22 protein-coding genes are annotated in these 24,033 nt (G+C 43.5%); 8 read left to right on the top strand and 14 right to left on the bottom strand.

The window, feature by feature from the left end; genetic code table 11:
- Nucleotides 1-37 precede the first annotated feature (37 nt).
- Nucleotides 38-1,240: an MFS transporter gene (locus K429_RS0121495; protein ID WP_022210579.1), complete on the top strand. Its 1,203-nt coding sequence runs from the start codon at nucleotides 38-40 to the stop codon at nucleotides 1,238-1,240.
- Here K429_RS0121495 and K429_RS0121490 read toward each other — a convergent pair whose 3' ends face one another.
- Together K429_RS0121490 and K429_RS0121485 are read right to left on the bottom strand one after the other, a co-directional pair.
- Nucleotides 1,241-1,585, bottom strand: coding sequence for a type II toxin-antitoxin system RelE/ParE family toxin (locus tag K429_RS0121490; protein ID WP_029327990.1), 345 nt, complete (start codon nucleotides 1,583-1,585; stop codon nucleotides 1,241-1,243).
- On the bottom strand, nucleotides 1,585-1,830 hold the full coding sequence (locus K429_RS0121485; RefSeq protein WP_022210577.1) for a hypothetical protein: 246 nt from the start codon (nucleotides 1,828-1,830) through the stop codon (nucleotides 1,585-1,587). Before K429_RS0121485 ends, K429_RS0121490 begins: the two co-directional genes overlap by 1 nt.
- 190 nt (nucleotides 1,831-2,020) lie before the next feature.
- Here K429_RS0121485 and fldA point away from each other — a divergent pair, with 190 nt between their 5' ends.
- Nucleotides 2,021-2,527, top strand: a complete 507-nt coding sequence (gene fldA, locus K429_RS0121480) for a flavodoxin (RefSeq protein WP_007212219.1) — start codon at nucleotides 2,021-2,023, stop codon at nucleotides 2,525-2,527.
- Between the two features lie 22 nt (nucleotides 2,528-2,549).
- A complete protein-coding gene (locus tag K429_RS0121475; protein ID WP_029327989.1) occupies nucleotides 2,550-2,903 on the top strand; it encodes a DUF2023 family protein in 354 nt (117 codons plus the stop codon).
- 94 nt (nucleotides 2,904-2,997) lie between these two features.
- Here K429_RS0121475 and ccsA (K429_RS0121470) read toward each other — a convergent pair whose 3' ends face one another.
- The 8 genes from ccsA (K429_RS0121470) to K429_RS0121435 form a co-directional block, all read right to left on the bottom strand.
- Entirely contained in the window at nucleotides 2,998-5,058 is a 2,061-nt protein-coding gene (ccsA, locus tag K429_RS0121470) for a cytochrome c biogenesis protein CcsA (protein ID WP_044097035.1), read from the bottom strand.
- Nucleotides 5,045-6,199 carry a Rid family hydrolase gene (locus tag K429_RS0121465; RefSeq protein ID WP_029327987.1) on the bottom strand — a complete coding sequence of 385 codons (1,155 nt, stop codon included), beginning with the start codon at nucleotides 6,197-6,199 and terminating at the stop codon, nucleotides 5,045-5,047. The genes ccsA (K429_RS0121470) and K429_RS0121465 overlap by 14 nt, the downstream gene beginning before the upstream one ends.
- A gap of 12 nt (nucleotides 6,200-6,211) precedes the next feature.
- Nucleotides 6,212-6,946, bottom strand: coding sequence for a hypothetical protein (locus tag K429_RS0121460; protein WP_007212215.1), 735 nt, complete (start codon nucleotides 6,944-6,946; stop codon nucleotides 6,212-6,214).
- An 18-nt stretch (nucleotides 6,947-6,964) separates the two neighbouring features.
- A complete protein-coding gene (locus tag K429_RS0121455) occupies nucleotides 6,965-8,176 on the bottom strand; it encodes a porin (RefSeq protein WP_007212214.1) in 1,212 nt (403 codons plus the stop codon).
- Between the two features lie 45 nt (nucleotides 8,177-8,221).
- A complete protein-coding gene (locus tag K429_RS0121450; RefSeq protein WP_007212213.1) occupies nucleotides 8,222-9,655 on the bottom strand; it encodes a di-heme oxidoredictase family protein in 1,434 nt (477 codons plus the stop codon).
- Between the two features lie 128 nt (nucleotides 9,656-9,783).
- Nucleotides 9,784-10,902, bottom strand: coding sequence for an imelysin family protein (locus tag K429_RS0121445; RefSeq protein WP_007212212.1), 1,119 nt, complete (start codon nucleotides 10,900-10,902; stop codon nucleotides 9,784-9,786).
- 40 nt (nucleotides 10,903-10,942) lie between these two features.
- Nucleotides 10,943-12,313 (bottom strand): hypothetical protein, encoded by a 1,371-nt coding sequence (locus tag K429_RS0121440; protein WP_029327986.1) that lies wholly within the window; start codon nucleotides 12,311-12,313, stop codon nucleotides 10,943-10,945.
- A 114-nt stretch (nucleotides 12,314-12,427) separates the two neighbouring features.
- Entirely contained in the window at nucleotides 12,428-12,799 is a 372-nt protein-coding gene (locus K429_RS0121435; protein ID WP_022210572.1) for a hypothetical protein, read from the bottom strand.
- A gap of 99 nt (nucleotides 12,800-12,898) precedes the next feature.
- Between K429_RS0121435 and K429_RS0121430 the strand changes: the two genes are divergently transcribed.
- From K429_RS0121430 to K429_RS0121420, 3 genes are read left to right on the top strand one after another with little or no spacing between them, the layout of a single operon-like run.
- Nucleotides 12,899-13,510, top strand: a complete 612-nt coding sequence (locus K429_RS0121430; RefSeq protein WP_029327984.1) for a TetR/AcrR family transcriptional regulator — start codon at nucleotides 12,899-12,901, stop codon at nucleotides 13,508-13,510.
- Nucleotides 13,511-13,568: 58 nt separating this feature from the next.
- On the top strand, nucleotides 13,569-15,389 hold the full coding sequence (locus K429_RS0121425; protein WP_029327983.1) for an ABC transporter ATP-binding protein: 1,821 nt from the start codon (nucleotides 13,569-13,571) through the stop codon (nucleotides 15,387-15,389).
- Nucleotides 15,386-17,116 carry an ABC transporter ATP-binding protein gene (locus K429_RS0121420; RefSeq protein WP_029327982.1) on the top strand — a complete coding sequence of 577 codons (1,731 nt, stop codon included), beginning with the start codon at nucleotides 15,386-15,388 and terminating at the stop codon, nucleotides 17,114-17,116. The genes K429_RS0121425 and K429_RS0121420 overlap by 4 nt, the downstream gene beginning before the upstream one ends.
- A 126-nt stretch (nucleotides 17,117-17,242) precedes the next feature.
- On the opposite strand, the gene hcp is transcribed toward K429_RS0121420, so the two are convergent.
- Nucleotides 17,243-18,895 carry a hydroxylamine reductase gene (gene hcp / locus K429_RS0121415; protein WP_029327981.1) on the bottom strand — a complete coding sequence of 551 codons (1,653 nt, stop codon included), beginning with the start codon at nucleotides 18,893-18,895 and terminating at the stop codon, nucleotides 17,243-17,245.
- Between the two features lie 421 nt (nucleotides 18,896-19,316).
- Between hcp and K429_RS0121410 the strand changes: the two genes are divergently transcribed.
- Together K429_RS0121410 and K429_RS0121405 are read left to right on the top strand one after the other, a co-directional pair.
- Entirely contained in the window at nucleotides 19,317-19,955 is a 639-nt protein-coding gene (locus K429_RS0121410; protein WP_022210566.1) for a Crp/Fnr family transcriptional regulator, read from the top strand.
- A 45-nt stretch (nucleotides 19,956-20,000) separates the two neighbouring features.
- Nucleotides 20,001-20,690, top strand: a complete 690-nt coding sequence (locus K429_RS0121405) for a Crp/Fnr family transcriptional regulator (protein WP_007212203.1) — start codon at nucleotides 20,001-20,003, stop codon at nucleotides 20,688-20,690.
- A gap of 35 nt (nucleotides 20,691-20,725) precedes the next feature.
- On the opposite strand, the gene K429_RS0121400 is transcribed toward K429_RS0121405, so the two are convergent.
- Genes K429_RS0121400 through K429_RS0121390 form a run of 3 tightly spaced genes read right to left on the bottom strand, consistent with a single transcriptional unit; the run spans nucleotide 20,726 to nucleotide 24,032 of the window.
- On the bottom strand, nucleotides 20,726-22,003 hold the full coding sequence (locus K429_RS0121400) for an alginate export family protein (RefSeq protein WP_029327980.1): 1,278 nt from the start codon (nucleotides 22,001-22,003) through the stop codon (nucleotides 20,726-20,728).
- Nucleotides 22,004-22,011: 8 nt separating this feature from the next.
- A complete protein-coding gene (ccsA, locus tag K429_RS0121395) occupies nucleotides 22,012-22,803 on the bottom strand; it encodes a cytochrome c biogenesis protein CcsA (protein WP_029327979.1) in 792 nt (263 codons plus the stop codon).
- Nucleotides 22,800-24,032, bottom strand: a complete 1,233-nt coding sequence (locus K429_RS0121390) for a cytochrome c biogenesis protein ResB (RefSeq protein ID WP_029327978.1) — start codon at nucleotides 24,030-24,032, stop codon at nucleotides 22,800-22,802. The genes ccsA (K429_RS0121395) and K429_RS0121390 overlap by 4 nt, the downstream gene beginning before the upstream one ends.
- Between the last annotated feature and the right edge of the window lies 1 nt (nucleotide 24,033).

Below are 24,033 nucleotides of genomic sequence, written 5' to 3'. Positions count from 1 at the left end.
ACCTTTGCGCCCGATTTACATTAGAGACGCAACCATCATGCAACAGAATACACAACGCCCGGTAAGCTCGATAGCTTATCCGATATTGATCGCATTAAGTATTTCCCATTGTCTGAACGACTTATTGCAATCCGTCATAACCGCCACATATCCGCTTTTCAAAGAGGACTTGACATTGAGTTTTGCACAAATCGGATTGATTACGCTGGTTTATCAGATGTCCGCATCGGTATTCCAACCCGTATTCGGATTATTTTTTGATAAGCGCCCGTTTGCCTGGACACTACCGATGGGTATGTTGTTCACTATGACGGGGATGTTGAATCTGGCCTTTTCCACGAATCTTTATTGGGTATTATTCTCAGTGTTCATCATAGGTATAGGTTCTTCCGTACTTCACCCGGAAGCATCCCGCATCACTTCGCTCGCCTCCGGAGGCAGAAGAGGATTGGCACAATCCCTGTTTCAGGTGGGTGGAAACCTGGGAGGATCATTGGGTCCGTTACTGGTAGCTTTAATTGTAGCACCTTATGGTAGGCACAACATCGCATTATTCGCAATTTTATCAGTGATAGCAATCATGGTAATGATACCTGTCGGCAAATGGTACAAAGGATACATTACCCGGATGAAACGTGATCATATTGCCCTGCAACCTCATATGCAGATGCCTTTGCCTATGGGGAAAACGGTTCTTTCCATTTCTATCCTGCTGATACTTATCTTCTCCAAATATATTTATATGGCAAGTTTAAGCAGCTATTACACCTTCTATCTGATTGATAAATTCGGAGTAAGTGTGCAGGACTCCCAGCTTTATCTCTTTGTGTTTCTTGTGGCTACAGCCATCGGAACACTGATGGGTGGTCCTATCGGAGATCGTATCGGAAGAAAGTACGTCATCTGGGGTTCCATCCTCGGTGCTGCACCTTTCAGTATGCTGATGCCTCATGTCGGCTTGCTTGCCACAATTATTATGAGTTTCTGTGTCGGCCTGATTCTTTCATCTGCTTTCCCCGCCATACTGTTATATGCGCAGGAATTATTACCCAGTAAACTGGGACTGATCTCCGGATTATTCTTCGGATTTGCTTTCGGAGTGGCAGGTATTGCCTCGGCTGTATTGGGAAATATGGCGGATAAGTTCGGCATCGAAGCTGTTTATAATGTCTGCGCTTATATGCCGTTACTCGGATTGGTTACCTGGTTTTTGCCTGATTTGAAGAAAAACCGTAAATAATTATATATTTCCATAAGGAGGTGCTTCTTCACAGACTCCTATCGGATAATCTTTTAAAATATCAGGATTACGGTGAATATGCCAGAAAAGATGAATTCTTATAATATCTCCCTTTACGGAGTATATTATCTTGTAAGGTTTCACTAAAAGAAATCTGTATTCATGCTCTTCATCAGTCAGCATCCACTCAATATTGCCAATTAAGGGATTCTGTTTTAAAGTATTTATTTTTTCTCTGAGCTTCTCTTTATATTTCAGAGCAATCTGAGTACCAAATTTCACTTTTCCATATTTGAAAATCTCACCGATTTGTCGTCGTGCTTCAATGTCGTATTGTATTTTCATTATTGCAGTGCATTATAAAACTCTTCCATTTCCTCTTCACTCACGTATTCCCCTTCATCAAAGCGCTTTTCGGAGTCCTGCAACTGTTTTCGGGCCTCTTTGACACCTATCTGATAAGGAGCATTGGTCAGATTTCCACTTCTCTGTATAATATCTTTTATTGTATCGAGCACCTCTTGGTTATTGATGTTCAACACTTCTCTGGCTAATGCCGCTTTATAAGCTTCCAATTCTAAAGTGTTCATAATCGATTTATTTTTAGTATCCATCAGCAAAGATAGATAAAACTTCTATATTTCTTAATGGATTATCATTTGTTTTCAGTCATACCTATAAGTGGTTAGCTACAAAGAAACATTTCATTATTTGTGGGTATTTCATAAACCCCTCTGATGCCGTTACTTTGCAACCGTACAAATTAAACCATTTTATAGTATGAAGAAAATAGGAATATTTTATGGTTCCTCAACCGGAACTACACAAGGCATTGCCGAAACAATCGCTTCTAAACTTGGTGTTCCCGCATCTGATGTAATCGATGTCAGCAAAATGAATGCCGACATGGTAAAAGAATACGAAGTTCTTCTTTTAGGAACTTCCACCTGGGGTGACGGTGAATTGCAGGATGACTGGTATGATGGCGTTAAAGTGTTGAAAGAATCAGACCTGAAAGAAAAAACAATTGCCCTGTTCGGTTGTGGTGATGCTGAGTCTTATTGCGATACATTCTGCGATGGCATGGGTATCATATACGAAGATATCAAGGATTCCGGTTGTACCATCGTTGGTAAGGTATCTGCAAAAGATTATTCTTTCTCCTCCTCTATTGCCGTCATCGACGGTATGTTTGTCGGACTCGCTCTTGATGACATCAACGAAAGTGATAAGACGGAAGAACGTATCGACGCTTGGGTGAGCGACATAAAAAATCACTTGGCATAATTTTCTCTTATTCCATAGCCTTATGACAATATCTGACATTAACCCGGTAGAATTGAAAGTATTCCTGAACCACATCTACGAATTTAAGAAAGGAGTACGCCAGATGGTACTTTATACTACAAACAAGAAGTATGAAGCTTTTGCCGTGAAACGCCTGACAGACCAAAAGATAAGCTATGTTATCCAGCCGGTAGGAAACGGTAGGATCAATCTTTTCTTTGGACGCAAGGAATGCATCAAAGCAATCCGTCTTTTGGTAAGGCAGCCACTGAACAAGCTGTCTCCCGAAGAAGATTTCATACTCGGGGCAATGTTAGGTTATGATATATGTGCGCAATGCGAACGGTACTGTGAAAGAAAAGTCCGGTGCGCTTGATTAACTTTGCATGTGTTTAGTTAGTTGTTTTTGTAAAAAATGCCTGCGGATTCCGTAGGCATTTTTATTATATCATCCGAAAATAGAAAGATAATCAGGCATAGCTATGCATACCGCCCAGTAGATAATTTACTCCGAAGTAAGTCATCAGCACCGTAAGGAAAGCCAACACCATATAAGCATGGAAGAACCGGGGTTGCCGGAAGACGGCAAGCGATTGTCCGTGGAATGCCGCACCATAGATTAAAAAGGTGATCAAAGCCCAGACTTCTTTCGGGTCCCAGGCCCAATAACGCCCCCATGAAACATTTGCCCACACAGCACCAATAAAAATTCCCGCCCCCAGACAAAATACTGCCGGATAGAGCATCAACCGACTGAAAAGCATCAATTGCTCCACACGAACCTTACGCTGTTCCTGAATCTCCGAATCGATTGTCTTTTTTCGCCAGCCTCCTATGCAGAATGCCAGTAATCCATTTAGCATCATAAAGGCAAACAATGCATAAGATACCATAATCAGAGAAACATGGATACTTAACCAAGGAGACAGCAACACAGGCATCAAAGGAGTGATCTGAGGATTGTTCTGCCCAAGATAAGCTACCAACAAAGCAAAACCCGAAATAAGCAGTCCAAAAGGCAATGTAAAAGAGAAGCGACGCCGGAACATGCATGCAAGCAAAAGTGTACACAGTGCCATAAACTGCATGGTTTCATATCCATTACTCAACGGAATACGCCCGCCAATATACCACCGCAAACAGTAGCCAAAGAGTTGAAAAAGGAATGCCGCATAAAGTGCAACTGTAAAAACGCTCCATGCCTTACCTGCCGAACGATGCATGCTGCAATAAAGCAGATAGAAAAATGCCAACATCCCTACAGTCAAATTGAACATGAACAACAGTTTGCTGAATGGAATGCGATTGTACAATATTTCAGCCTGCACCTTTACGTCAGACAGTGGTTTTATACTCCCATCTTCCGGTAAAGGACGGATAAGTGTTCCACTCCGTAACATCAGTATCAATCCTACCTTTTCATCCGTTTCCATGATAGCCTTTTCCAACGAAGTCATTTTCATGTGTGGCTTTTGTCCTCCTTTCCAAAATTCCTGCAAGCGATAGTTTTGTCCATCAAACAAATCAGTAAGACAAGCATAGGAAGAAGGCAATCGGAGTAAATGACGAAGTTCCGCACTCTTTATATAAATCATCGGTTCATTCTGCCAAACCTCCGGACGAAGTAACCAACCTCCGACAACCTGTTCGGGTGTCATGCCACCATAAGAAGATTTCCCGGTCAGTTTCAATACAAAGTCTCGTGCAAGGGTATTAAAAGGTACTACGCGATCATGATAAATCACTTGTTTGGATGCCAGGCTATCCGCCTGTCTGAGTGCAAGTGCCGGAAGACTTCTGTTTTCAGCTTGCATCGCCGCTCCCGTAACCATGAGCAACCACACAAACATTCCCCCTTTTCGAAGCAACGGATGCCTGAGCAATCTACGGAATTCCCCACTGCGACCGACAAGCATCCACAACATGGAGATACCCAGCAAAATATATCCTGCATACGTAATCCCTATTCCCCACGGATCATAATTCACCGACAACCAACTCCCCTCTTTATCATCATCAAAAGAAGACTGGTAAAAGCGATACCCCTGACGAGAGAGGATACGATTCATGGAAACAGGTTCCGCATCCCGAATATAGCTAACGTAATCTGCCGGAGCATCCGTCCCCGGATAATACTCCACCCGAAAACTGTCTAAACATAGGGTGAACGGTAGTTCGATTACCCGCTTACTGTCTTGGTCTATGAAAGTTCCCACCTCAGTACCTACTGTGAGATGCATATATCCTTTTTTGCTGTATGAAAATGTAATCATGGCTCCCACCAAGATAACGAGGAAGGAGCCATGCAACAACAATGTCGGGAGACGCCGCCACAACTGCCGCTTAACCAACACGGCAACTGCCAATGCGGCAAGTACTCCCCACAAACAACAAAACCAAACTGTATGATAAACATACTTTTCTACAAACTCTGTTCCATGTACATGCTCCACAAAGGTCACCGCAGCGAGCAAAGCCACCAGACAGATATATAAGAAGACGAGACTTTTCTTCAAATTAAAAAGGTGCATATTCCTTATTCTTCAAAGCCTTAACTCCCATACATTCCATTTCGATCAACCATCCGGGACGGCATACAGGCGCATGTACAAATACTTTTGGAGTATCCGGGAAACGCTTGTCATACATACTCTTCACAACTGCATAGTCTGCAATGTCACGCAGGTAAACAATCATGTGTCCCAAGTCATCAAATGTACACTCAGCCTCTTTCAGCAAGGCTTCTACATTTTCCCACATCCGTTCCGTCTGCCTGCGGATGTCGCCGGGGTATACCACTTCCCCTTTATTGTTGATACTTGCCGTACCAGAAATAAACACTTGACGCCGGTCACCGTAATCGACATACGTTCCGCGTTCAAAGCTGACACCATACTCATAAGTAGGATTCAGATGCGTAGGAGCATAAAGAAAGTGTATCTGTTCCGGCTTTAAGCCTGCCACAGCATAGGTATCCATTTGCACCAATACTTTAGGATCAGCATGACGTCCGCCGATACCTGTACTGGCAATATAGTGTGTTTTTTCCGTCAGATTCTGAGTAACAAACACCTCATTACGTGCCTTTACCACACCGGCATAATTCACATCCACATTCTGTACGAAGAACCAGGTACGGATACAGTTATCCGCCAATTTACATCCTTGTTCCATAAGCTGCATCACGTAGTCATTCAGCAACAAACGGGTCTGGTATTCAGAATTAGCAGCACGATTGAAAGCACTGCCTCCCCACAGGTGGCGATACGCATTGTGTTTTACTTCAAACAGTCCGTTGTGCAGCACTTGTGTCTGTATATCGGTCTGTAAATAAGCCCACAAAGCTATTTTCGTCCCATCCAAAGGGGGCTGCTCTACCACGGAAAGAGCACAGTCGGAACTTTCGGTAGTGATAGCCAGCAGGAGGTCAGCCTGATTGGCGGTATCACTCAGAAAATAACGTTTAAACACAGCCATGGCACCTTTCAATTCACCTGCAAGCAAATCGTTGTAGGCATTGGCCACTGCATTTAATTGTTCTTCATAAGTGTCTTCCGGCCGGGTAGAGTGAATCATTACATGAAACTCTGAAACGCCTTCTTTTACTTCATATTTAAAAATCTTGGTTAATGTATTCTCTGATTGGTTGGTTTGTTGTTTTTTGTTGTTCATTTTCAATATCGTTTACTCGTTATTCAAAAAAATACCTTCGTTTATCCAATTATCTATCAGTTTCAATAAGGGTTGCTCATCTTCTGACAGCATATCGGTATGGTTCATACTCGTATCACCAGCCCTGTTCAAGACCAGATGTAGAAAACTCTCTTCTGCACTGCCGGGTTTCACCAATAGTATATCACTATTCTTATGCGCCGGCTGGTTGACCAACGCATGATAGCTCTTACCCTCCGTCAGAAATAAATTACCCGATGCAGAACCGGTCTGCCCATGGCACGCTACACATCTTTTATCGAAAACCTGTGACTGGATAGAACTGAACATACCCACGTCCAGTGTTCCCACATCCATTAATATAGTATCTGTGACGGCTGTGAGTTCTTCGTCTTCCATCGTCTTAAATTCAACAATGCATTCGCGCAAACGACTGATAACACACAATTTGAGTGATTTCACATCATCACTGATACCTCCCAGTGTCATAACGATATCTGTTCCGTCGGCTACATTGACTGGTAGTGATTTCGTTATAACGGCGTATTCACTTTTATCATTGAAGCCTGCCACTACGACACTATAATCATCCGTCCAATTGCTGATGCCACTGAAACGACCTGTCAACTTCATAGCACGTCCACCACGCTGTATATTGACCTCCTTCTCATAGATTCTTCCATCATCACATGAACAGAAGCAGAGTGTCATCCAGATAGCGGCAAAGAATAATATACATTTCTTCATAACGACTCTCTTTGTTTTTTAGAAAGTATATTGCAGCATTACTGTTGCAGAATGAGTGGCCAGACCTAAATTATCATTATCGCGGTCGAGCTGTGTATCGTGACCTGTACGGGCAATATACTGGTACATAGCTTGGAGTTTCAGGTTACAACCCTTAAAGAAATAATTCATACCCACAGCCGGCATATTCAAAAATCCGTCATCGCCGGTACCGTTACGGTTAAAGAAGTCATAACGCAAGGCAGCCTGCAAACGGGGAGCAACAAAGTAGCCGCCCTGTACATAACCACCCAAATAATTGTAGCTTTCATTGATCTTCTGGCGATCCGTGAAACCTACATTCATATAATATGCTTCAGCACCCAGATATAGTTTGTTCTTTAACATGGCAAATTCCACTCCCACACGGGTATCATTGGTACTTTCATTCTCACTTTCCACATTGATTGAAGCCGATACACCGAACATGATCTTATCTTCATTCAAACGGTTGGGATTACCTTGAGTGGACGGCATCACACCTTTAGGCATATAAGTAAAGCGTCCCGCATACAGTAAAGAAGGGATATGCCAATCATCACTCAAAGTTTTTGTAGCTGTATTTACAGAAGAACCGGTGCCATTGAATAAACCTACTTCATAGCCAAATTTATCAGCTACCAATCCGTGAATTTCAACACCGAGGTCAAAACCGGTACCGATGTTAGGCGTTACCGCATTCAAAGAATAAGGTAGAATGACGGCAGAAGTCAATGATACCGGCAACTGCGGCAACAATGTTTCACCCAACGTCGTCAGATAAGCATGCGAGAAAGGTGTTTTGAATTTACCGACACGCACGGCAAACTGTTTTTTAAGTTGTACATCGAACCATGCTTGTTGAAGCAATGCTCCCCCACTGGCAGCCGCATTGATAGAAAGATTAAAGGCTACTTTACCAAAAGCTTTACCGGTGAAGCCTAATACAGCATAGGGAATTGAGAAACCGGAATTAGCTACATTATCCTGATTGTACGCTTTATCCAAACCTTCATCATCATACCAATTGAAATTTGCACAAGTCTGTACCAACAGGTAGGGCTTGAATACAAAGTCTCCCTTCTTGGTTTCTATCGTAAATCCCTCTCTTCCGGCAAGTGACACTACACCGTTTTCTGTATCTTCTTCATGCTGTGCCATAGCAGCCAACGAAAGGGCAGCCATTACAACCATTAAAATTAATTTCTTCATAATTGCTTATATAATACTTATTGGTTTTATTGTTCGTTATTTGTTTTATAATGATTTCAGGAATGCGATCAAAGCATCACGATCTTCTTTACTCATCTTTTTGAAGAGATTCTTCGATGCTTCACCTTCACCCCCGTGCCACATGATAGCCTCAACATAGTTACGAGCGCGCCCATCATGCAGGAAGTAAGTATGACCATTCACAGTTTCCTGCAATCCGATACCCCAAAGCGGAGTCGTACGCCATTCGTTGCCACGGGCCAAACCGCTTACATAGTTGTCATTCAGTCCTACGCCCATAATTTCAGAGCCCATGTCATGAAGCAGGAAGTCCGAGTATGGATGAATTGTCTGACTACCCAGCCAGGGAAGACGAGTTCCGTTCAACAGTACAGACCCACGTGGTTTTGTGTGCAAGGTGGTTACATGACAGAGATGGCACTTCGCCTTATAAAAATTCTGCTCACCCTTGATCACTTGTTCATTATTCACATTGCGACGTGCCGGAACACTAAGGCTCTGCATGTAGAGGTCTACATTCTCCATCTCTTCTGTAGATACATCCAATTGGGCATAAGAAAGTCCCATCATACTGCCTTGATTTACTTGTGCCTGTCCTTCACAGATTTCTTCGGGATAGCGGCTGTTCGTAACTCCCATATCGCTGGAGAAACCAAGTTCCACTGTCAGGTCGGCATGCTGTGCTTTATTACCGGACAAGCCTAAACTTCTCACTCCTCTCTCGGAGATGTAATTGCAACGGCCACTGATACCATATTCCGGATAATTGCTTTTAGCAGCCAAAGCTTCAATTTCAGTAGGATCGAGCGCCATCATTTGTCCCATACCTACGTGGCGCAAAGGAATACGCACCGTACAGAACAGGTCTTCGGGTTTGATGCTGTCCGCATACCATTCATAAATAGAATAATTGGGTTTGCAGAGTTCATACGTCTCACCATCAGGGAATTGGAAAGTCTCATAGGTATATTCCACTTTCAGTTTTCCCTCGGGCTTCACACCATAAATAGCCTGATCATGAAGCACACGTCCATAATCCTGAAAGAAAGCCCCATTCTTACGACTAATATAAACCAACATAGACGAAAAACCGGAGCTACCGGAACCACCTTCGCTCCACAAAGTAGGTTGCGTACGTCCGGCATTTCGGTGACAGCTACCACAAGAATAACCGGCATAAACCGGTCCCAGTCCTCCACCTATTCCATTACTACTGGTGCGGATATCATCATACAATTTGTCACCACGGGTGAAACGTTTATCGTATGCCCCTGTTATCCAGTCAGCAGACCTGTCATAAGCATAAGAGGAAGTCAGGAAGTTGGTAGCAGTACCGGCAGAGAGGGCAAAGCCGGCAGGTACTTCTATATCATCCACATCAATTCCATCATTTTCGCAAGCGAACAATGCCAGAAGCGAAAAACAGATTGGAAATGAGTATTTTAATAAGCCATTCATTCGTTATTGAATTATTATTGCAAAATACGTAACTAACATTTATCTTTTTAACGCAGATGTTGCGGAAACAACAGAATATTCATTATCCCGCTGTTTCCGCAAAATCTTATTTCTAACAAGTAAAAATCTTACTGAATGGTACGGGCTTCACCATCTTTGAAGATCAAATATTCCAAAGTGTGGTAACCACGCAAAGCTTGTGCACCGGCAATTTTATCATCTTCTTCATCATAGTCACCATCCCAGTTTAAGTCTGAATAGTTACCGGAAGTCAGTATCTGTACGATACCATCCTGGTCAAGCGGCCAACTATCCATATTGGGGTCAAGACCTTTGTCGGCAACCGGACCAAAAAGGAATGCCTCACTGGTTTCCCACGGTGTACGAGCAGCAAGCCATGCTGTGGCACAAGCCTTGAAGTTAGCATTGCTGGGAGAAGTACGGAATGTCTCAACAGCATCGAAAAGAGCTTGATTTCCCGCTTTCAAATCAGAGTAAGTAGGTAATACAACTACATCCACATAATTTTTTACGACTTCAGCCAACACTGTTTTATCAATACTTTCGATACAATTCTTCAAGCTTCCCTTGAGTACTCCCTCCAAAGTGGCACAAGCTTCCATAGCACTTACTGCTTCCGGGCTATTGATATTGTTGCGGAAAGGACTCGGGATAGCCCAAATTGCTGCTGCTGCATCATCAATCGCTTTTTTCACTTCAGTATCAAGATTAGCATTTACTGCAGCTACTGCTTTTGAGAGAGATGACTCGCTAATAGCTCCTGTACGTGTTCCGTAATAAGCATTACGAATAGAATAGATATTGTTACGATAGTCTTCACGAGAATGCCAGCTATACCATGACTCTACAGCATACAAAGCCTTTTCTTCATTATTATGTATGAAAAGATCGTAAGGGTCACCAATTTTGGCAGTACCTACTTCATTGGCAATGTCTACACAGCCATCAATCAACTGCTCAACGCTCGTCAAAGCATCTTGATTCTTAAAGAAATCTGCATAACTTCCACCTTCGTTGTATTTAACCGCCCAGTCATCATAAAGAGCAGTAGCATCATTCACCAACAATTGTGCAACTACTCGCATGTAATTTCCCCAACTACTTGCATTCTCTGCCGTATAGTCAAGATTCTTAGCATCTATAGTCGTAGTGTCATCATCACTACAAGCCGTAATGGAACACATCATGCCCAATGAAAGAGCCGACAAATAAAAAAACTTTTTCATATTACTTAAACATTAAATTAATTATAAATACCTATTTGAACTATCTCTTGGTAAACCAACCGACATAAGCTATGCCGATAGCAAATTCATTTTCATTGTTATATTTAGTCGATCCAAATACCTTGTTCGTACCAATATGACGGGTAGTATAATCGGCTTTCACAACCAGATTCGGCAATGCAAACCAGTTAACTCCTGCCGTCCATTTGCTTACCTGGCAGCGTTTCTCCATTGTGGCAGAACCTTCTGCCTCTTCCTGCGGGTTGTAGTATTCATAACGGGCATAAGGATAAATAACTGGACATTTCTTCTGTGAGAAGAAAGCACTCAGGTTGAGACCAGCCTCCAAGCCATAGCACAGGGCATTCTTAGCTACATTACGCATAGCACCGTGGTAATAATTGGAGTTATTGGAAAGAGTAACCTTGCTGATCTTGGAAGAATTCTCTAAATCACCATAAATGATATTACCACGAGCGGTAACATATTTATTTTTATACTGTGCATCGGCAGAGTAGATTTTCACTGATGAGCGGCCTACACTGCTATACTTATAATTCTTATCAGCATTGGCTGTCACGTCATTACAATAGTAAAAGGCAGCACCTACACGCAGCCCCGGTACCCCTTTATAGTCCAGACGTGCTACATAAGCAGGTGAAGTAAAGTTATCTTGTTCAAAGAGTCCCTGCTTACCACCGGCAACCCAATTATCGCGACCAAATCCATCAGCATTCAAGCCGGCAACAATCATTGCCTGATAATCAAAGCGCGCATATCCTTTACCAAAAGAGCCGAAGAATTCCAATCCTGTCTCATGCCAAGTAGAAGGAATAATTGTGGTTTCACCCTCAGGACGAGATGTTCCAAAGAAGTTGATAGGCTCATGGTGTGCATTGGTCAATCCCATAGGTACAATCAAATGACCGGCACGAACATTGAAAGCCGAATGTATCAGACGGGTAATGTGAAACTGCTCAAGAGCAACTTCTCCACCCTTTTCCATTTCTGTTTCATACTCACCGTTTTCTGAATTCTCAAGTTCTGTTTCAATACCTACGCCTCCTGCTTCAAATTCTATTTCAGCACCCAGTATCCACTTGGAATTAAACTTGTAGTCAAAAGCCAACACAAAACGAGGAATTGCAATGGTATTGCGGTGATCACTGTTATCGACCCCACCATAGAAACGATTCGTTCCGTAATTCATAAACTTTGCTACCATTTCTCCGTATCCACCGAAACGGAACTTTTCGTAGTCGTCATCTTTTGTTACCTGTTTTATTCTCTCTTTCTTTGCCGTAGTTTCAGATACCTCTTCTGTTGAGGTTACTTTTTCAGGTTCATTAGCCCGTAAAGTATTGTTAAAAAGAAAGAAACCTAAGGCGAATAAGCAAGTTAATTTTCTCATCTTTTATCTTAAATTTTGTTGGCGCAAAGGTAGAGGGAGTTAAAAAGGCGGGCAATACCCAAATATGAGTATTGTGTTATTAAAAATAATAACAAGTAGGTACTTAAACGAACACTATTTCTTTTTGTTCTTTTTTACAAAGCAGTAATTCACTAAAAAGACAGCCGCAAAGATCACAGCAATCCAGATAAAACTAATAAATATCAAATAGCGGTTATAAATGTACTCTCCCTCTTCAGGAACATGATTAAGCATACATAGCAAACAGTTACACTGAGGATTATCAGCGTCATGAGAAAAGTAAGAGTACAGTAAAAAAGATAAGCTACCTGCAAAAAGAATAATAATAGCTATTATTCCCCATCTCTTACAACTTAAAGGTCTGTCAATTGCCTTTTTATGATTGGTTAGTTTCACCATATAGTAGTTTATAGTTAGATTATACGCGCAAAGTTGCATGCTTTCAGTGACCTTGGCAATACCCAATAATTGTGATTTTTATAAAAATCTAACAAAAAACCATCATTAATGGGTATTTCAGAAAACGCGGATTCTCCCCTACTTTGCAGTCGAGAAATAAAACTTATGCAATACCCTAAAGATGACATACAAAAAGAAATTTTGAAAGCTGCCGAAAAAGTATTCCTCGAAAACGGCTTTCCGAAGGCTTCCATGCGTGAAATTGCGCAAGAAGCCCAGGTAGGGTTGAGCAATATCTATAACTATTTCAAAAACAAGGATGATATTTTCTGTACAGTAGTACGGCCCGTGATCAGTGCATTCGATAGAATGCTGCACGAACATCATGGCCGTTATGGAGCAGATATCATGGAGATGTATTCCAGCGAATACCTAAGATGTGTGATAGAAGAGTACATGACATTGATACAAAAGCATCGCAAATTGTTGGTATTGCTATTTTTCCATGCACAGGGTTCTTCACTGGAAAACTTCAAAGAGAACTTCACCGAACGCTCCACATCACTCGTGAAAGAGTACTTCAGGGATATGAAAGAGAAACATCCGCAAATGAATATCAATGTAACCGACTTTTCCATCCACCTGCACACGGCATGGATGTTCACCATGTTTGAGGAATTGATCATGCATCGAGTCGGGATAGAAAATTTGGAACAGATAGTTACAGAATACATCACATTCGAAGTAACTGGTTGGAGAGAGCTTATGAAAATATAAGCTCTCTCTTTTTTTGAATGAATCTGAATATTGTTCGTTTTTAAAAGTATGATAGATTATGAAAGAGAAACTGAAAAAGAAAAAAGGAATCGCCCGCCTGTTTGAGATTGCAGGCGAGCGGAAAGGGTTGCTGATCCTGGCCGGTATCTTGTCGGCAGGAAGCGCTACGTGCATGTTGGTTCCCTACTGGTCGGTATACCGCGTATTGCAGGAGTTACTGCTTCACGCCAGTGACTTAGAAAAAATAGATAGCGGGATACTGATATATTGGGGATGGTTTGCCTTCTTCGGACTGATCGGAGGATTATTGCTACTTTATGCGGCACTGATGGCCTCACATGTAGCAGCTTTCCGTATCCTATACGGACTGCGTATCAAGCTATCGGAACACATTGGACGCTTATCGTTAGGATACCTGAACGGTACATCTACCGGAAGCATCAAGAAAATTATGGAACAGAATGTAGAAAAGATTGAAAACTTCATTGCCCATACCATCCCCGACCTTGTGAATGTATTGGCTACGGTCACTCTGATGTTTATTATCTTCTTCTCCCTGAATGGATGGATGGCAGCGATCTGTCTATTCTGTATCGCATTGAGTATAGGATTACAGTTTGCCAACTTCTTCGGGAAAAAGGCACAGGAGTTTACTAAAATCTACTTTGATACACAGGAACGAATGAGCGCCTCAGCCGTACAATATGTACGCGGTATGCCGGTGGTAAAAATCTTCGGTCAGAGCGTCCGGTCATTCCGCCGTTTCAATAGTGAGATTGAGGCGTATAAGGAATATGCACTGAAAGTATGCGATACATACGAACCCGGTATGATGGTCTTCACCATATTACTGAACTCACTCATTACGTTTATTCTGCCGATAGGTCTACTATTACTGAGTCATGAGCCACAAAATCTGGTATTAGCCGCTGTCTATCTATTCTTTATTATTATGGGACCCGGAGTAGCCTCCCCTATTTATAAACTGATGTATCTCGGATCAGGCACACGGGAAATAGACGAGGGCGTAGAACGTATTGATCGTATCTTTGCCGAGCCGCCCGTACCGGAAGCACAAACACCGCAAGCACCCGCCGGTTATGACATTGAATTCCGTAAGGTTAGTTTCGCTTATGAGAATAAAGCGGAGACAACCCGTACCGAAGCGCTGCGCGACATCACCTTCACAGCACGCCAAGGTGAAATTACAGCACTCGTAGGTCCTTCGGGTTCAGGAAAATCGACAGTAGCCAATCTGATTCCCCGCTTCTGGGATGTAGCGGAAGGCGAAATACGGATCGGAGGAGTCAACATCAAAAATATTCCCACCGAAAAGTTGATGGACATTGTTTCCTTTGTTTTCCAGGATAGCTTTCTTTTCTTTGATACCCTCTATGAGAATATCCGGGTAGGAAACTCCAGTGCAGGACGCGAAGAAGTGATAGCAGCTGCAAAAGCCGCACAGTGTCATGAGTTTATAGAAAGCCTTCCGCAAGGTTACGAAACCCGCATCGGAGATGAGGGCGTCTACCTTTCCGGTGGCGAGTCGCAACGTGTCTGTGTGGCAAGGGCTATCCTGAAAAATGCCCCTATCCTGGTGCTGGACGAAGCGACTGCTTTTGCCGATCCCGAAAATGAATATAAGATGCAGCAGGCTTTGCAACATCTGATCCAGAATAAAACGGTTATCATCATTGCACACCGTCTCTCATCCATCATTTCGGCACAGCAAATCATCGTATTGAACGAAGGAAAGCTCGTACAGCATGGGAAACACGAGATATTAAGTAAAACGGAAGGATTATATAAGAATATGTGGGACGCTTATACGGATGCGTTCCGCTGGGAACTAAACAGTAAGAAGGAGGTAAAAGAATGAATGCAATAGAAAATATTACGATAGGGCACACCGAACGCCTTCGCAAACCTGTGGGCTACACGATGCTTGCCAACCTGGTAAATATTGTCCCATTCTGCCTGTCCATCGAAGCGATCAACGTGATATTCCGCGCTTTCGATGGCAGCGGAATGCCACTGGACACTCAACGGCTCTGGACTATTTTTATCCTGCTTGTAGTGTATGTATTTGTCATGGCATTGGCCGAAAGGGCTTCTTACCGCGCCAATTTCCGGGGTGCCTATGAAATGAGTGCCGCAGGACGTGTCAGCCTGGCAGAGCATTTGCGGAAACTCTCATTGGGTTTCCTCTCACGCCGCGATCCGGGTGATCTTTCGTCCATGCTGATTACAGACTTTACCATGGCGGAAACAGGTATTTCGCATCATCTGCCCCAATTGATGGGTGCACTGGTGATGCCTGTACTTGCCTTCCTCGGCTTGCTATGGATAGATTGGCGAATGGCCGTTGCCATGTTTATAGCCCTGCCACTTGCTGTAGGAATATTGCTGGGCAGTACTTACCTGCAATACAAACTGAGCGGCAAACAGATTGCTGCCAAAATCAATGCAGGCAATCGCCTGGAAGAGTACTTGCAGGGAATACGGGTAATGAAAGCATATAATCTGCTGGGCGACAAGTTTGTCCGTCTGAAGAATGCCTTTGCTGAACTACGCCGTGCCTGTATCCGCCAGGAAGCATTACTCGGCCCGTTCATACTGCTTTCTGTAACGTTGATACGAGCAGGTCTGACGTTGATGATACTTTGTGGTACGTACTTATTGATAGGAGGAGATTTATCCTTGCTCACGTTCGTTATGTTCCTCGTTGTCGGTTCCCGCGTCTTCGATCCGCTGACTTCGGCACTGACCAACTTTGCAGAATTCCGATATTTCTCCATTGCCGGAGGGCGCATCCTGGCGCTGATGAACGAACCGGAAATGCAAGGAAGTAAAGAAGCTCCGGAAAGCGGTGATATTACTTTCTATCACGTATCGTTCGGCTATCAGAAAAAACAGGTACTGCATGATGTATCGGTAACACTGCGCAAGAATACACTCACCGCTCTGGTAGGTCCTTCGGGCAGTGGAAAAAGCACCATGCTGAAACTATGCGCACGTTTTTACGATCCGCAACAGGGACAGGTTTTATTTAATGGAGTAGATATGAAAACCCTGGAACCGGAATCATTGATGAGTCATATCTCAATGGTATTCCAGGATGTGTATCTGTTTCAGGATACCATTCGCAACAATATCCGTTTCGGCAAAACCGACGCTACGGACGAAGAAATAGAAGCGGCGGCCCGCAAAGCATGTTGCCACGATTTCATCATGCGATTGCCCAAAGGATATGATACGCAGGTCGGTGAAGGGGGTTGTACCTTGTCCGGTGGAGAGAAGCAGCGCATTTCTATCGCACGAGCTATATTGAAAGAAGCTCCCGTAGTACTTCTGGATGAAGCAACGGCTTCACTCGATCCGGAAAATGAAGTGGAAGTACAGCGTGCCATCAATACATTGATTGCAGGACGTACGGTAATCGTGATTGCCCATCGCCTGAAGACGATCAAGAATGCAGATAACATCATAGTGTTGGAGGAAGGACGCATTGCTGAACAAGGTAAGCATCAGGAACTACTCGATAATAAGGGGCTATACGCCAAGCTATGGAATATACAGGAAAAGACATTGGGGTGGAAGTTGTAAATCTCAAAGACCACTCAAAAGAATTCTACTAAAATAATAATTCGCCCCTACAAATTAATCACGATATGATTAACTCGTAGGGGCGGGAATTATCCATCCGAATATACTTCAGAATTTATTAATCATTTATGATAATTGGAACATCTTCAAGTCATCTTCCACATCACTGATGGTACCTATCTGGAAAGTATCTACCAAAACCTTTGCCACATTGGGCGACAGGAAGGCAGGCAGCGTAGGCCCTAAATGGATTTTCTTCACACCCAGACTCAACAAGGCCAGCAGTACGATAACGGCTTTCTGCTCGTACCAGGCAATGTTATACACAATCGGGAGTTCGTTGATATCATTCAGTTCGAACACTTCTTTCAGTTTCATTGCAATGACTGCCAGTGAATAGCTGTCGTTGCACTGTCCTGCATCCAGTACACGTGGAATGCCGTTGATATCTCCCAGAGGCAACTTATTGTAACGATACTTGGCACAACCTGCTGTCAGGATGACTGTATCTTTAGGCAACGCCTTGGCAAATTCGGTATAATAATCACGTCCCTTCATACGTCCGTCGCAACCTGCCATAACCACAAAGCGACGAATAGCACCGCTCTTCACGGCATCTACCACTTTATCTGCCAGTTGCAACACCTGATTATGGGCAAATCCACCGATGATTTCTCCACGTTCTATTTCCGTAGGCGGCTGGCATTGCTTGGCTATCTCAATAATTTCGGAGAAGTCTTTTCTACCTTCGGCATCTGCCTGAATGTACTTGCAACCGGGATATCCGGTGGAATTTGTTGTAAACATACGTTCTTTATATTCAGCATTTGCCAACGGAGGGACGATACAGTTTGTTGTAAACAGGATAGGACCATTGAAAGTAGTGAACTCTTCACGCTGCTTCCACCAAGCATTTCCATAGTTGCCTACGAAGTGGGAATACTTCTTGAAAGCAGGATAATAGTGAGCAGGAAGCATTTCGCTATGTGTGTACACGTCGACTCCTGTACCTTCGGTTTGCTTCAATAGTTCTTCCATATCTTTCAGGTCGTGGCCGCTTATCAGGATACCCGGACGCTTCCCTACTCCGATATTTACTTTTGTCATTTCCGGATTGCCATAGCGTTTGGTATTCGCTTTATCCAGTAAAGCCATAGTCTTCACACCGTATTCTCCGGTCTGGAGCACCATCTTTACCCATTCGCCTGCCGGAAGTGATTTTGTGGCAGTGGCGGCCAAAGCATGTTGCATAAAAGTATGGATAGAAGCATCGTCATATCCCAGACGCATGGCATGTTCCAGATATGCCGCCATACCTTTCAGACCATAAGTCATCAATTCTTTCAGGGAACGCAGGTCTATGTCGGGCTCACGCAGCACACCTACGCTTTCCGCTTTGGAAGCATACTCATCACGTCCACCCTGCCATTGCAGTTCGTCGATTTCAGGCAAGGAAATACCTTTTTCTTTGGCTTCTTCTATTAAACGGTTACGCAATATCATACCTTTATCCACCCTGTTCAGAATGCTTTCATCATCGAAGTTGGCATTTGTAATGGTGCAGAATAAGGCATCCACAACAAAACGGTTCACTTCGGCAGCTACGGGATGTCCGGCGTTACGGAATTCATCAGTAACGACTGATATTCCACGTACCACGAACATCAGCAAATCCATTGCCTTTGCTGTATGACTTTCTTTTCCACACACACCTTTCAAGATACAACCGGTGCCTTTCATTGTCTCCTGGCACTGATAACAAAACATTTTAGCTTCCATCATCTTATTCTTTTTATTTAGTTAAATACTCATGCAAAATTAGGTTGTTCTATAAATGATAATTTACCAGCGTAGCGCTGGAGCAAGGTTCTCCTTCGGCGTGCAAGTAATCTTTCAGACACGGATGACGCGGATTCTTTTTTCCTTCGGTGTGATATGCCGGTATGTATAGCGCAGCTTTAAAAATCCGCGTCATCCGTGTCATCCGCGTCTAAAAGATTAAAGTCCGCGTTCGTCCGCCTTATCCGCGTAGTCCGCGTACCCATTCCCTCGCCGATAAATTATCATTTACCATACTATAAATTAATTGTAATCGGGCATCTATAAAATACATTTGCATTATCTTTGTGCAAAGATGGAGAGTTTATAGCAGGTAAATTGTCACGTATGTTACACCCAATCACAAAAAACTTAAAAAAGAATGGAACCACATATATTATTACAGATGCCATTATTTCGAGGCATAACAGAAGAAACGCTGTTAAAGTTCGTTCTGTTGCACCAACATACCCTTAAATCTTATAAATCGGGAGAGTTTATCGCCATGCAGGGAGATATTTACCGTTCTCTCTATATTCTGTGCAATGGAACAGTGCGTACGCAAATGGTCAGTGCAGAAGGAAAACAACTCACCATAGAGACTCTCCGTGCTCCGAAACTCCTTGCACCGGCTTTCATCTTCGCCTCCGAAAACCGTTTCCCGGTGAATATCGAAACCCTGGAAACTTCGGAAGTATTGATTCTGAATAAGGATGCTTTTCTGGAGTTCATGCACCAGTACCCGATCATTATGCAGAATTTCCTGAAGTTGATTTCCGACCGGAGCTTATTTCTATCCAAGAAACTGAACGAGTTTGCCTTACAAAGCCTGAAATCCAGATTACTCAATTATGTAAAGATGCATGGAGGTATCGGTTCCCAACAGGAGGTGGCACATATACTTGGGGTAGCCCGTCCGTCATTGGCACGTGCCATATCTGAATTGAGCAATGAGGGCTGCATACAAATAGAAGGAAAAGAAATGTTTATTGACGAGGAGAATTCGAAGAAATACTTCTAATTCTACTTTTTCATCGTATCTTTGTACAACCAACTACCTAATATAATGAGGAAAATAACATTAACCGACAAACATCAGGAATTACTTTTCCAGATTCCGCTGTTTCGTGACCTTCCCCTTAACATCAAGCATTCATTGCTCGACAGGTTGGATATCTCCCTGTACTCGGTAGACAAAAAAGATATCATTGCCACCCAGGGAACACTCTGCAAGAAGTTATATGTATTGTTAGAAGGAAAACTACGGGTAGATATTATTGACGGATTGGGAAATGAAGTCATGATAGAATATATCGTTGCAGCACGTGCATTCGCTACTCCTCATTTATTCAGTTCAGACGGAGTGCTGCCGGCAACCTTTACTGCCATGGAAGACAGTACCCTACTCACTGCCAGTAAAGAGTCCATGTTTAAGCTTATCAGCGAGGAACCTAAAATATTACACAACTTTCTTTGCATCACGGGCAATTGTAATGTCTGCACAGTATCCCGCCTAAAAACCCTATCACGAAAAACAGTGCGTGAACGTTTCGTTGTCTACTTGCTGGAACACAAGAAAAAGAATTCTTCAACAGTCAACATCATTCACAATCAGGCAACCCTTGCCGAATATCTGAATGTAACCCGCCCTGCACTATCGAAGGAAATTAATAAAATGATAAAGGAAGGAATTATAGAGATGGACGGAAAGACAGTCCGTGTTCTGGACGAACCATCATTAGAAAAATACGTATGAGGAAGCTCCCCATACGTATTCTCTTTTATCTATCTTTACCACTTCACAAACAATACTCTCGGATTGATATTTACTGAAACCCATCCCCAGTCTTGCCAGCTTTTGTGATTACCGCCTTTCACGACATCCATGGTTTCCGTTCCGCGCATGAAGGAATATCCGGCAGAGAGTTTCACATCTTTCATCACCGACCAGTTAATCTGGTAATCGACTTCCGAGCCTAATGCTTTCTTCAGATTCGGCAATTTCGCCGCTGTTGAGAAATGGTGGTAGTTCAAGTCCATATCCACCTTATCGGAAGCACGGAAACGTACACCCAGACGTTTGTCAAATAACCCGGGAGCATATCCGTTTTTAAAATCGGATGCGTAGAAATAATCCATAGCTCCGTAGAACTTGTGATGTGTGCCATACAGAACATTGAATGCCTTGTACTTGTCACTGTCACCGCTGTCTCCGCTTAGATAATCGGCACTTGCCACTACGGTCCAGGTCTTGTCAATGGCATAAGCGGCCTGCAGGCTTGCCATAAAGGCAGATACCTTTTCTGCATTCAGGTTCTTCCCCATCTGGTAGTAGAAAGCACCGTCCACATTCCAGCCATTATCCTTATAAGTAATATAAGTACCCATCGTTTGCAGATAGCGGGTATGGGATTCTTTTGTTGCTGCATCTCCGGTCTCCAGTCCCAGATTCATGAACAGTAAGGATGCATCAAAGGGAGTATAATCAGATTTATAGTGATACCAGAATGTCTGCATATTCTTGTAAGGCTGTGCTCCGGCCTGCACGTAATAGGTACCACCTATCTTAGTCTCGTCATTCTGGTTGAAAGCGAGGATAAGATGCAATTGATTGTTGGGGTCGGCATAGCCCAGTTTCAATGCATCATGATAGCGTCCGGCTATGTTCCAATCCAGTCCGCCCAAAATGCGTTCGTCATCGTACGAAAGGGTCTGACGACCTAATTGTGCAAAGAAGTTTTTACTGAAATTCAGTTTAGCCCATGCCTCATTCATGATGAAACGTCCATTCTTGTCAATCTGCGGATCTTGTCCCCATACCCCCACATGCTGAGCCGAGATTTTCATTTGCAAATCAGAACGCTTGTACTCCATAGAAAGTCGTGCACGGTTATTGATGAATCCTGCAGGTTCCTCTCCTTCGCTACGGGGCATCAGAGCACCATTACGATATTCTGCACGAGGTCTGATCTGGATGGACATTGTAAATTCATTCTCTTTTTCTGTTGTTTGCGTATACGCCATGCTTGGCAAAAGCATGAGAAGCATTGCCCAATAAGTAGTTTTCATAATGATTATCAGTTTAAATTATACGTATGAATGCTGACTCCCTGTGCAGAGGGCAGATAGTTTATGCCGTACCAGCACATTTGCAGCAAAACAAATGATATCAGAAGTAAAATTAAGGCCTTACGGTGTAACAAAGGTTTTCCAAGGCGGAAATGTATATAAATAAGATAGGAGAACCATGTAGCAGCCGCCCATGTCTCTTTCGGGTCCCACGACCAGTAATGTCCCCACGCCTCTTTTGCCCATACAGCCCCCGACAGCATGCCTAATGTCATGAATGCCAATCCTACATAAGTCAGATTATCGCATAGGTCCATCTCCCGGCTGTCAATCGGCTTCTTCTTGAACCAAAGCAGATAAATAGCCATCACGGTAGCCGCACCCAGCATAGCATAGGCAAACATATATACGATGACATGCGGCGTAAACCACGGGCTTTGCAAAGCCGGCATCAAAGTTTTGTTATGTATTTCCGGTTTGAAGATATTGATGCAGATAAATACCAGTGACAGAATAAAACTGAAACTGAGTATCCACTTATACCTCCAACGGCTGTATGTGATGAGTCCTGCCAGTGGAAGAAAGAAAGAGTACCACAGGCGCGTCTCTCCCATGGTCCGCATAGGCGGACGCTCCAGAGAAATCCACATTCCCACAATAAAGCAAAAGAAGATAACAAGTCCTATCAAGGTAAGCCCGCCAATAACATACGGTTTTCTTCCGCGCCAGGCGGCAAAGGCACCGAATCCCCAGAAGTGCAGGGCGGCAATTGAAAACGGTACAAAATAATCCCACGTCATTCAGCGTCCTCCTCTTTTCTTTTTTGTGCGTTAACAAACAGACAGATAGCTCCCAGCACCATCATGATAATACCCGTATAGACAGCAGGCAACCACGGATCACGTACCAGTTCAAACACACTGATATCGCTCCAACGCCCTTTCGTATCATCATAACTCAATTGATAAATATTCCATCCGGCCACATTCAGAGGATGGTTCACTGCAATCGTATCTTCCACCTGTTTGCCGTCTTCCGTGTAAACTTTCACTGTAGAAGCAAAACGCTGCGGCTCGCGTTCCGGCATGATAAGGCTTGTCAACGAATCCAGACGCAATGCTTTATATGGGAAAATAAAACTACCGCAACTTACCCAGCCCTCCTTTGCAATTTTCGTCTTTTGATTGATAGCCTGCAAATAAACGGCATATGTGGCTCCCATCGAATGGAATTCGGTAAACTTCACCGTATCTTCCGTAGCCACAGAAGCCGCCCAGGGAATCGTTTGCCGGATAGTCACCAGCCAATCGGACAGTTGCCCATCCGTTACACCTTCTTCCAGCAACAAATGTTCCGGTGCTTTCTCAGGCAATGTACGTCCTGTTTCATTATCAATCAGCATCAGTTTCGGAGGATACTCGTCAATCGTGAAGTCTTTCAGTTCAATGGCCAGCGGAAGTTCTATCAATTTACCGTGCTCATCCATTGCACGCCATTCGGCATTATCTATCCGGGTAGTCATTTTCAGCCGCTGCATATCGGCATTTCCCAAGGTTGCCGTAATCAAGGCAATGAACAGCCCGGCATGATTCAAAAGGAAAGCAAGCTTCTTCCATCTGAATGGAAATCCAGCACGAAGCGTGGTCAACCCCAGCACAGTCACCATCCAGATATAAAGCAATACAAAAGGCCATGCTGAAAGCATTCGCGAAAAGCCAAGCATATCTGCCGGATGACCGGAAGGGAGCTGACGGATAAGTCCCATCACCACCGTAATGCCCGCCACCCATAAAAGAGAAGAGACAGCTGATGTATAATGACTCATCCAACCGAAGAAATAGACACGTTTGCGCAGGCAATGCATGGCAACTATTCCGGCTATATATAAAACCAGAACAATGATGTTCACCGGATAGGCAAACAGACTCCAATCTATTTCACCGATTGTAATCTGTAGCAGCCATCCCGTCACCAACAGTCCTGCGCCTATCAGGCATCCTTCTTTAAATCCCCACGGTCTGATCCACATA

The organism is Bacteroides sp. 14(A), from assembly GCF_000526555.1.
GTDB classification, from domain to species: Bacteria; Bacteroidota; Bacteroidia; order Bacteroidales; family Bacteroidaceae; genus Bacteroides; species Bacteroides cellulosilyticus.
The sequence above is the reverse complement of the archived record's forward strand: the minus strand, read 5'-3'. Positions and strand labels throughout refer to the sequence as shown.

Excerpts from the sequence above, each read along its gene's own strand:
- K429_RS0121485 (WP_022210577.1), bottom strand. The coding sequence starts at position 1,830 with ATGAACACTTTAGAATTGGAAGCTTATAAAGCGGCATTAGCCAGAGAA.
- fldA (WP_007212219.1), top strand. The coding sequence starts at position 2,021 with ATGAAGAAAATAGGAATATTTTATGGTTCCTCAACCGGAACTACACAA.
- K429_RS0121420 (WP_029327982.1), top strand. The coding sequence starts at position 15,386 with ATGAATGCAATAGAAAATATTACGATAGGGCACACCGAACGCCTTCGC.
- K429_RS0121400 (WP_029327980.1), bottom strand. The coding sequence starts at position 22,003 with ATGAAAACTACTTATTGGGCAATGCTTCTCATGCTTTTGCCAAGCATG.
- K429_RS0121475 (WP_029327989.1), top strand. The coding sequence starts at position 2,550 with ATGACAATATCTGACATTAACCCGGTAGAATTGAAAGTATTCCTGAAC.
- K429_RS0121465 (WP_029327987.1), bottom strand. The coding sequence starts at position 6,199 with ATGAACAACAAAAAACAACAAACCAACCAATCAGAGAATACATTAACC.
- hcp (WP_029327981.1), bottom strand. The coding sequence starts at position 18,895 with ATGGAAGCTAAAATGTTTTGTTATCAGTGCCAGGAGACAATGAAAGGC.
- K429_RS0121390 (WP_029327978.1), bottom strand. The coding sequence starts at position 24,032 with ATGTGGATCAGACCGTGGGGATTTAAAGAAGGATGCCTGATAGGCGCA.
- K429_RS0121455 (WP_007212214.1), bottom strand. The coding sequence starts at position 8,176 with ATGAAGAAATTAATTTTAATGGTTGTAATGGCTGCCCTTTCGTTGGCT.
- K429_RS0121490 (WP_029327990.1), bottom strand. The coding sequence starts at position 1,585 with ATGAAAATACAATACGACATTGAAGCACGACGACAAATCGGTGAGATT.
- K429_RS0121425 (WP_029327983.1), top strand. The coding sequence starts at position 13,569 with ATGAAAGAGAAACTGAAAAAGAAAAAAGGAATCGCCCGCCTGTTTGAG.
- ccsA (WP_044097035.1), bottom strand. The coding sequence starts at position 5,058 with ATGCACCTTTTTAATTTGAAGAAAAGTCTCGTCTTCTTATATATCTGT.
- K429_RS0121460 (WP_007212215.1), bottom strand. The coding sequence starts at position 6,946 with ATGAAGAAATGTATATTATTCTTTGCCGCTATCTGGATGACACTCTGC.
- K429_RS0121430 (WP_029327984.1), top strand. The coding sequence starts at position 12,899 with ATGCAATACCCTAAAGATGACATACAAAAAGAAATTTTGAAAGCTGCC.
- K429_RS0121445 (WP_007212212.1), bottom strand. The coding sequence starts at position 10,902 with ATGAAAAAGTTTTTTTATTTGTCGGCTCTTTCATTGGGCATGATGTGT.
- K429_RS0121495 (WP_022210579.1), top strand. The coding sequence starts at position 38 with ATGCAACAGAATACACAACGCCCGGTAAGCTCGATAGCTTATCCGATA.
- ccsA (WP_029327979.1), bottom strand. The coding sequence starts at position 22,803 with ATGACGTGGGATTATTTTGTACCGTTTTCAATTGCCGCCCTGCACTTC.
- K429_RS0121450 (WP_007212213.1), bottom strand. The coding sequence starts at position 9,655 with ATGAATGGCTTATTAAAATACTCATTTCCAATCTGTTTTTCGCTTCTG.
- K429_RS0121440 (WP_029327986.1), bottom strand. The coding sequence starts at position 12,313 with ATGAGAAAATTAACTTGCTTATTCGCCTTAGGTTTCTTTCTTTTTAAC.
- K429_RS0121410 (WP_022210566.1), top strand. The coding sequence starts at position 19,317 with ATGGAACCACATATATTATTACAGATGCCATTATTTCGAGGCATAACA.
- K429_RS0121405 (WP_007212203.1), top strand. The coding sequence starts at position 20,001 with ATGAGGAAAATAACATTAACCGACAAACATCAGGAATTACTTTTCCAG.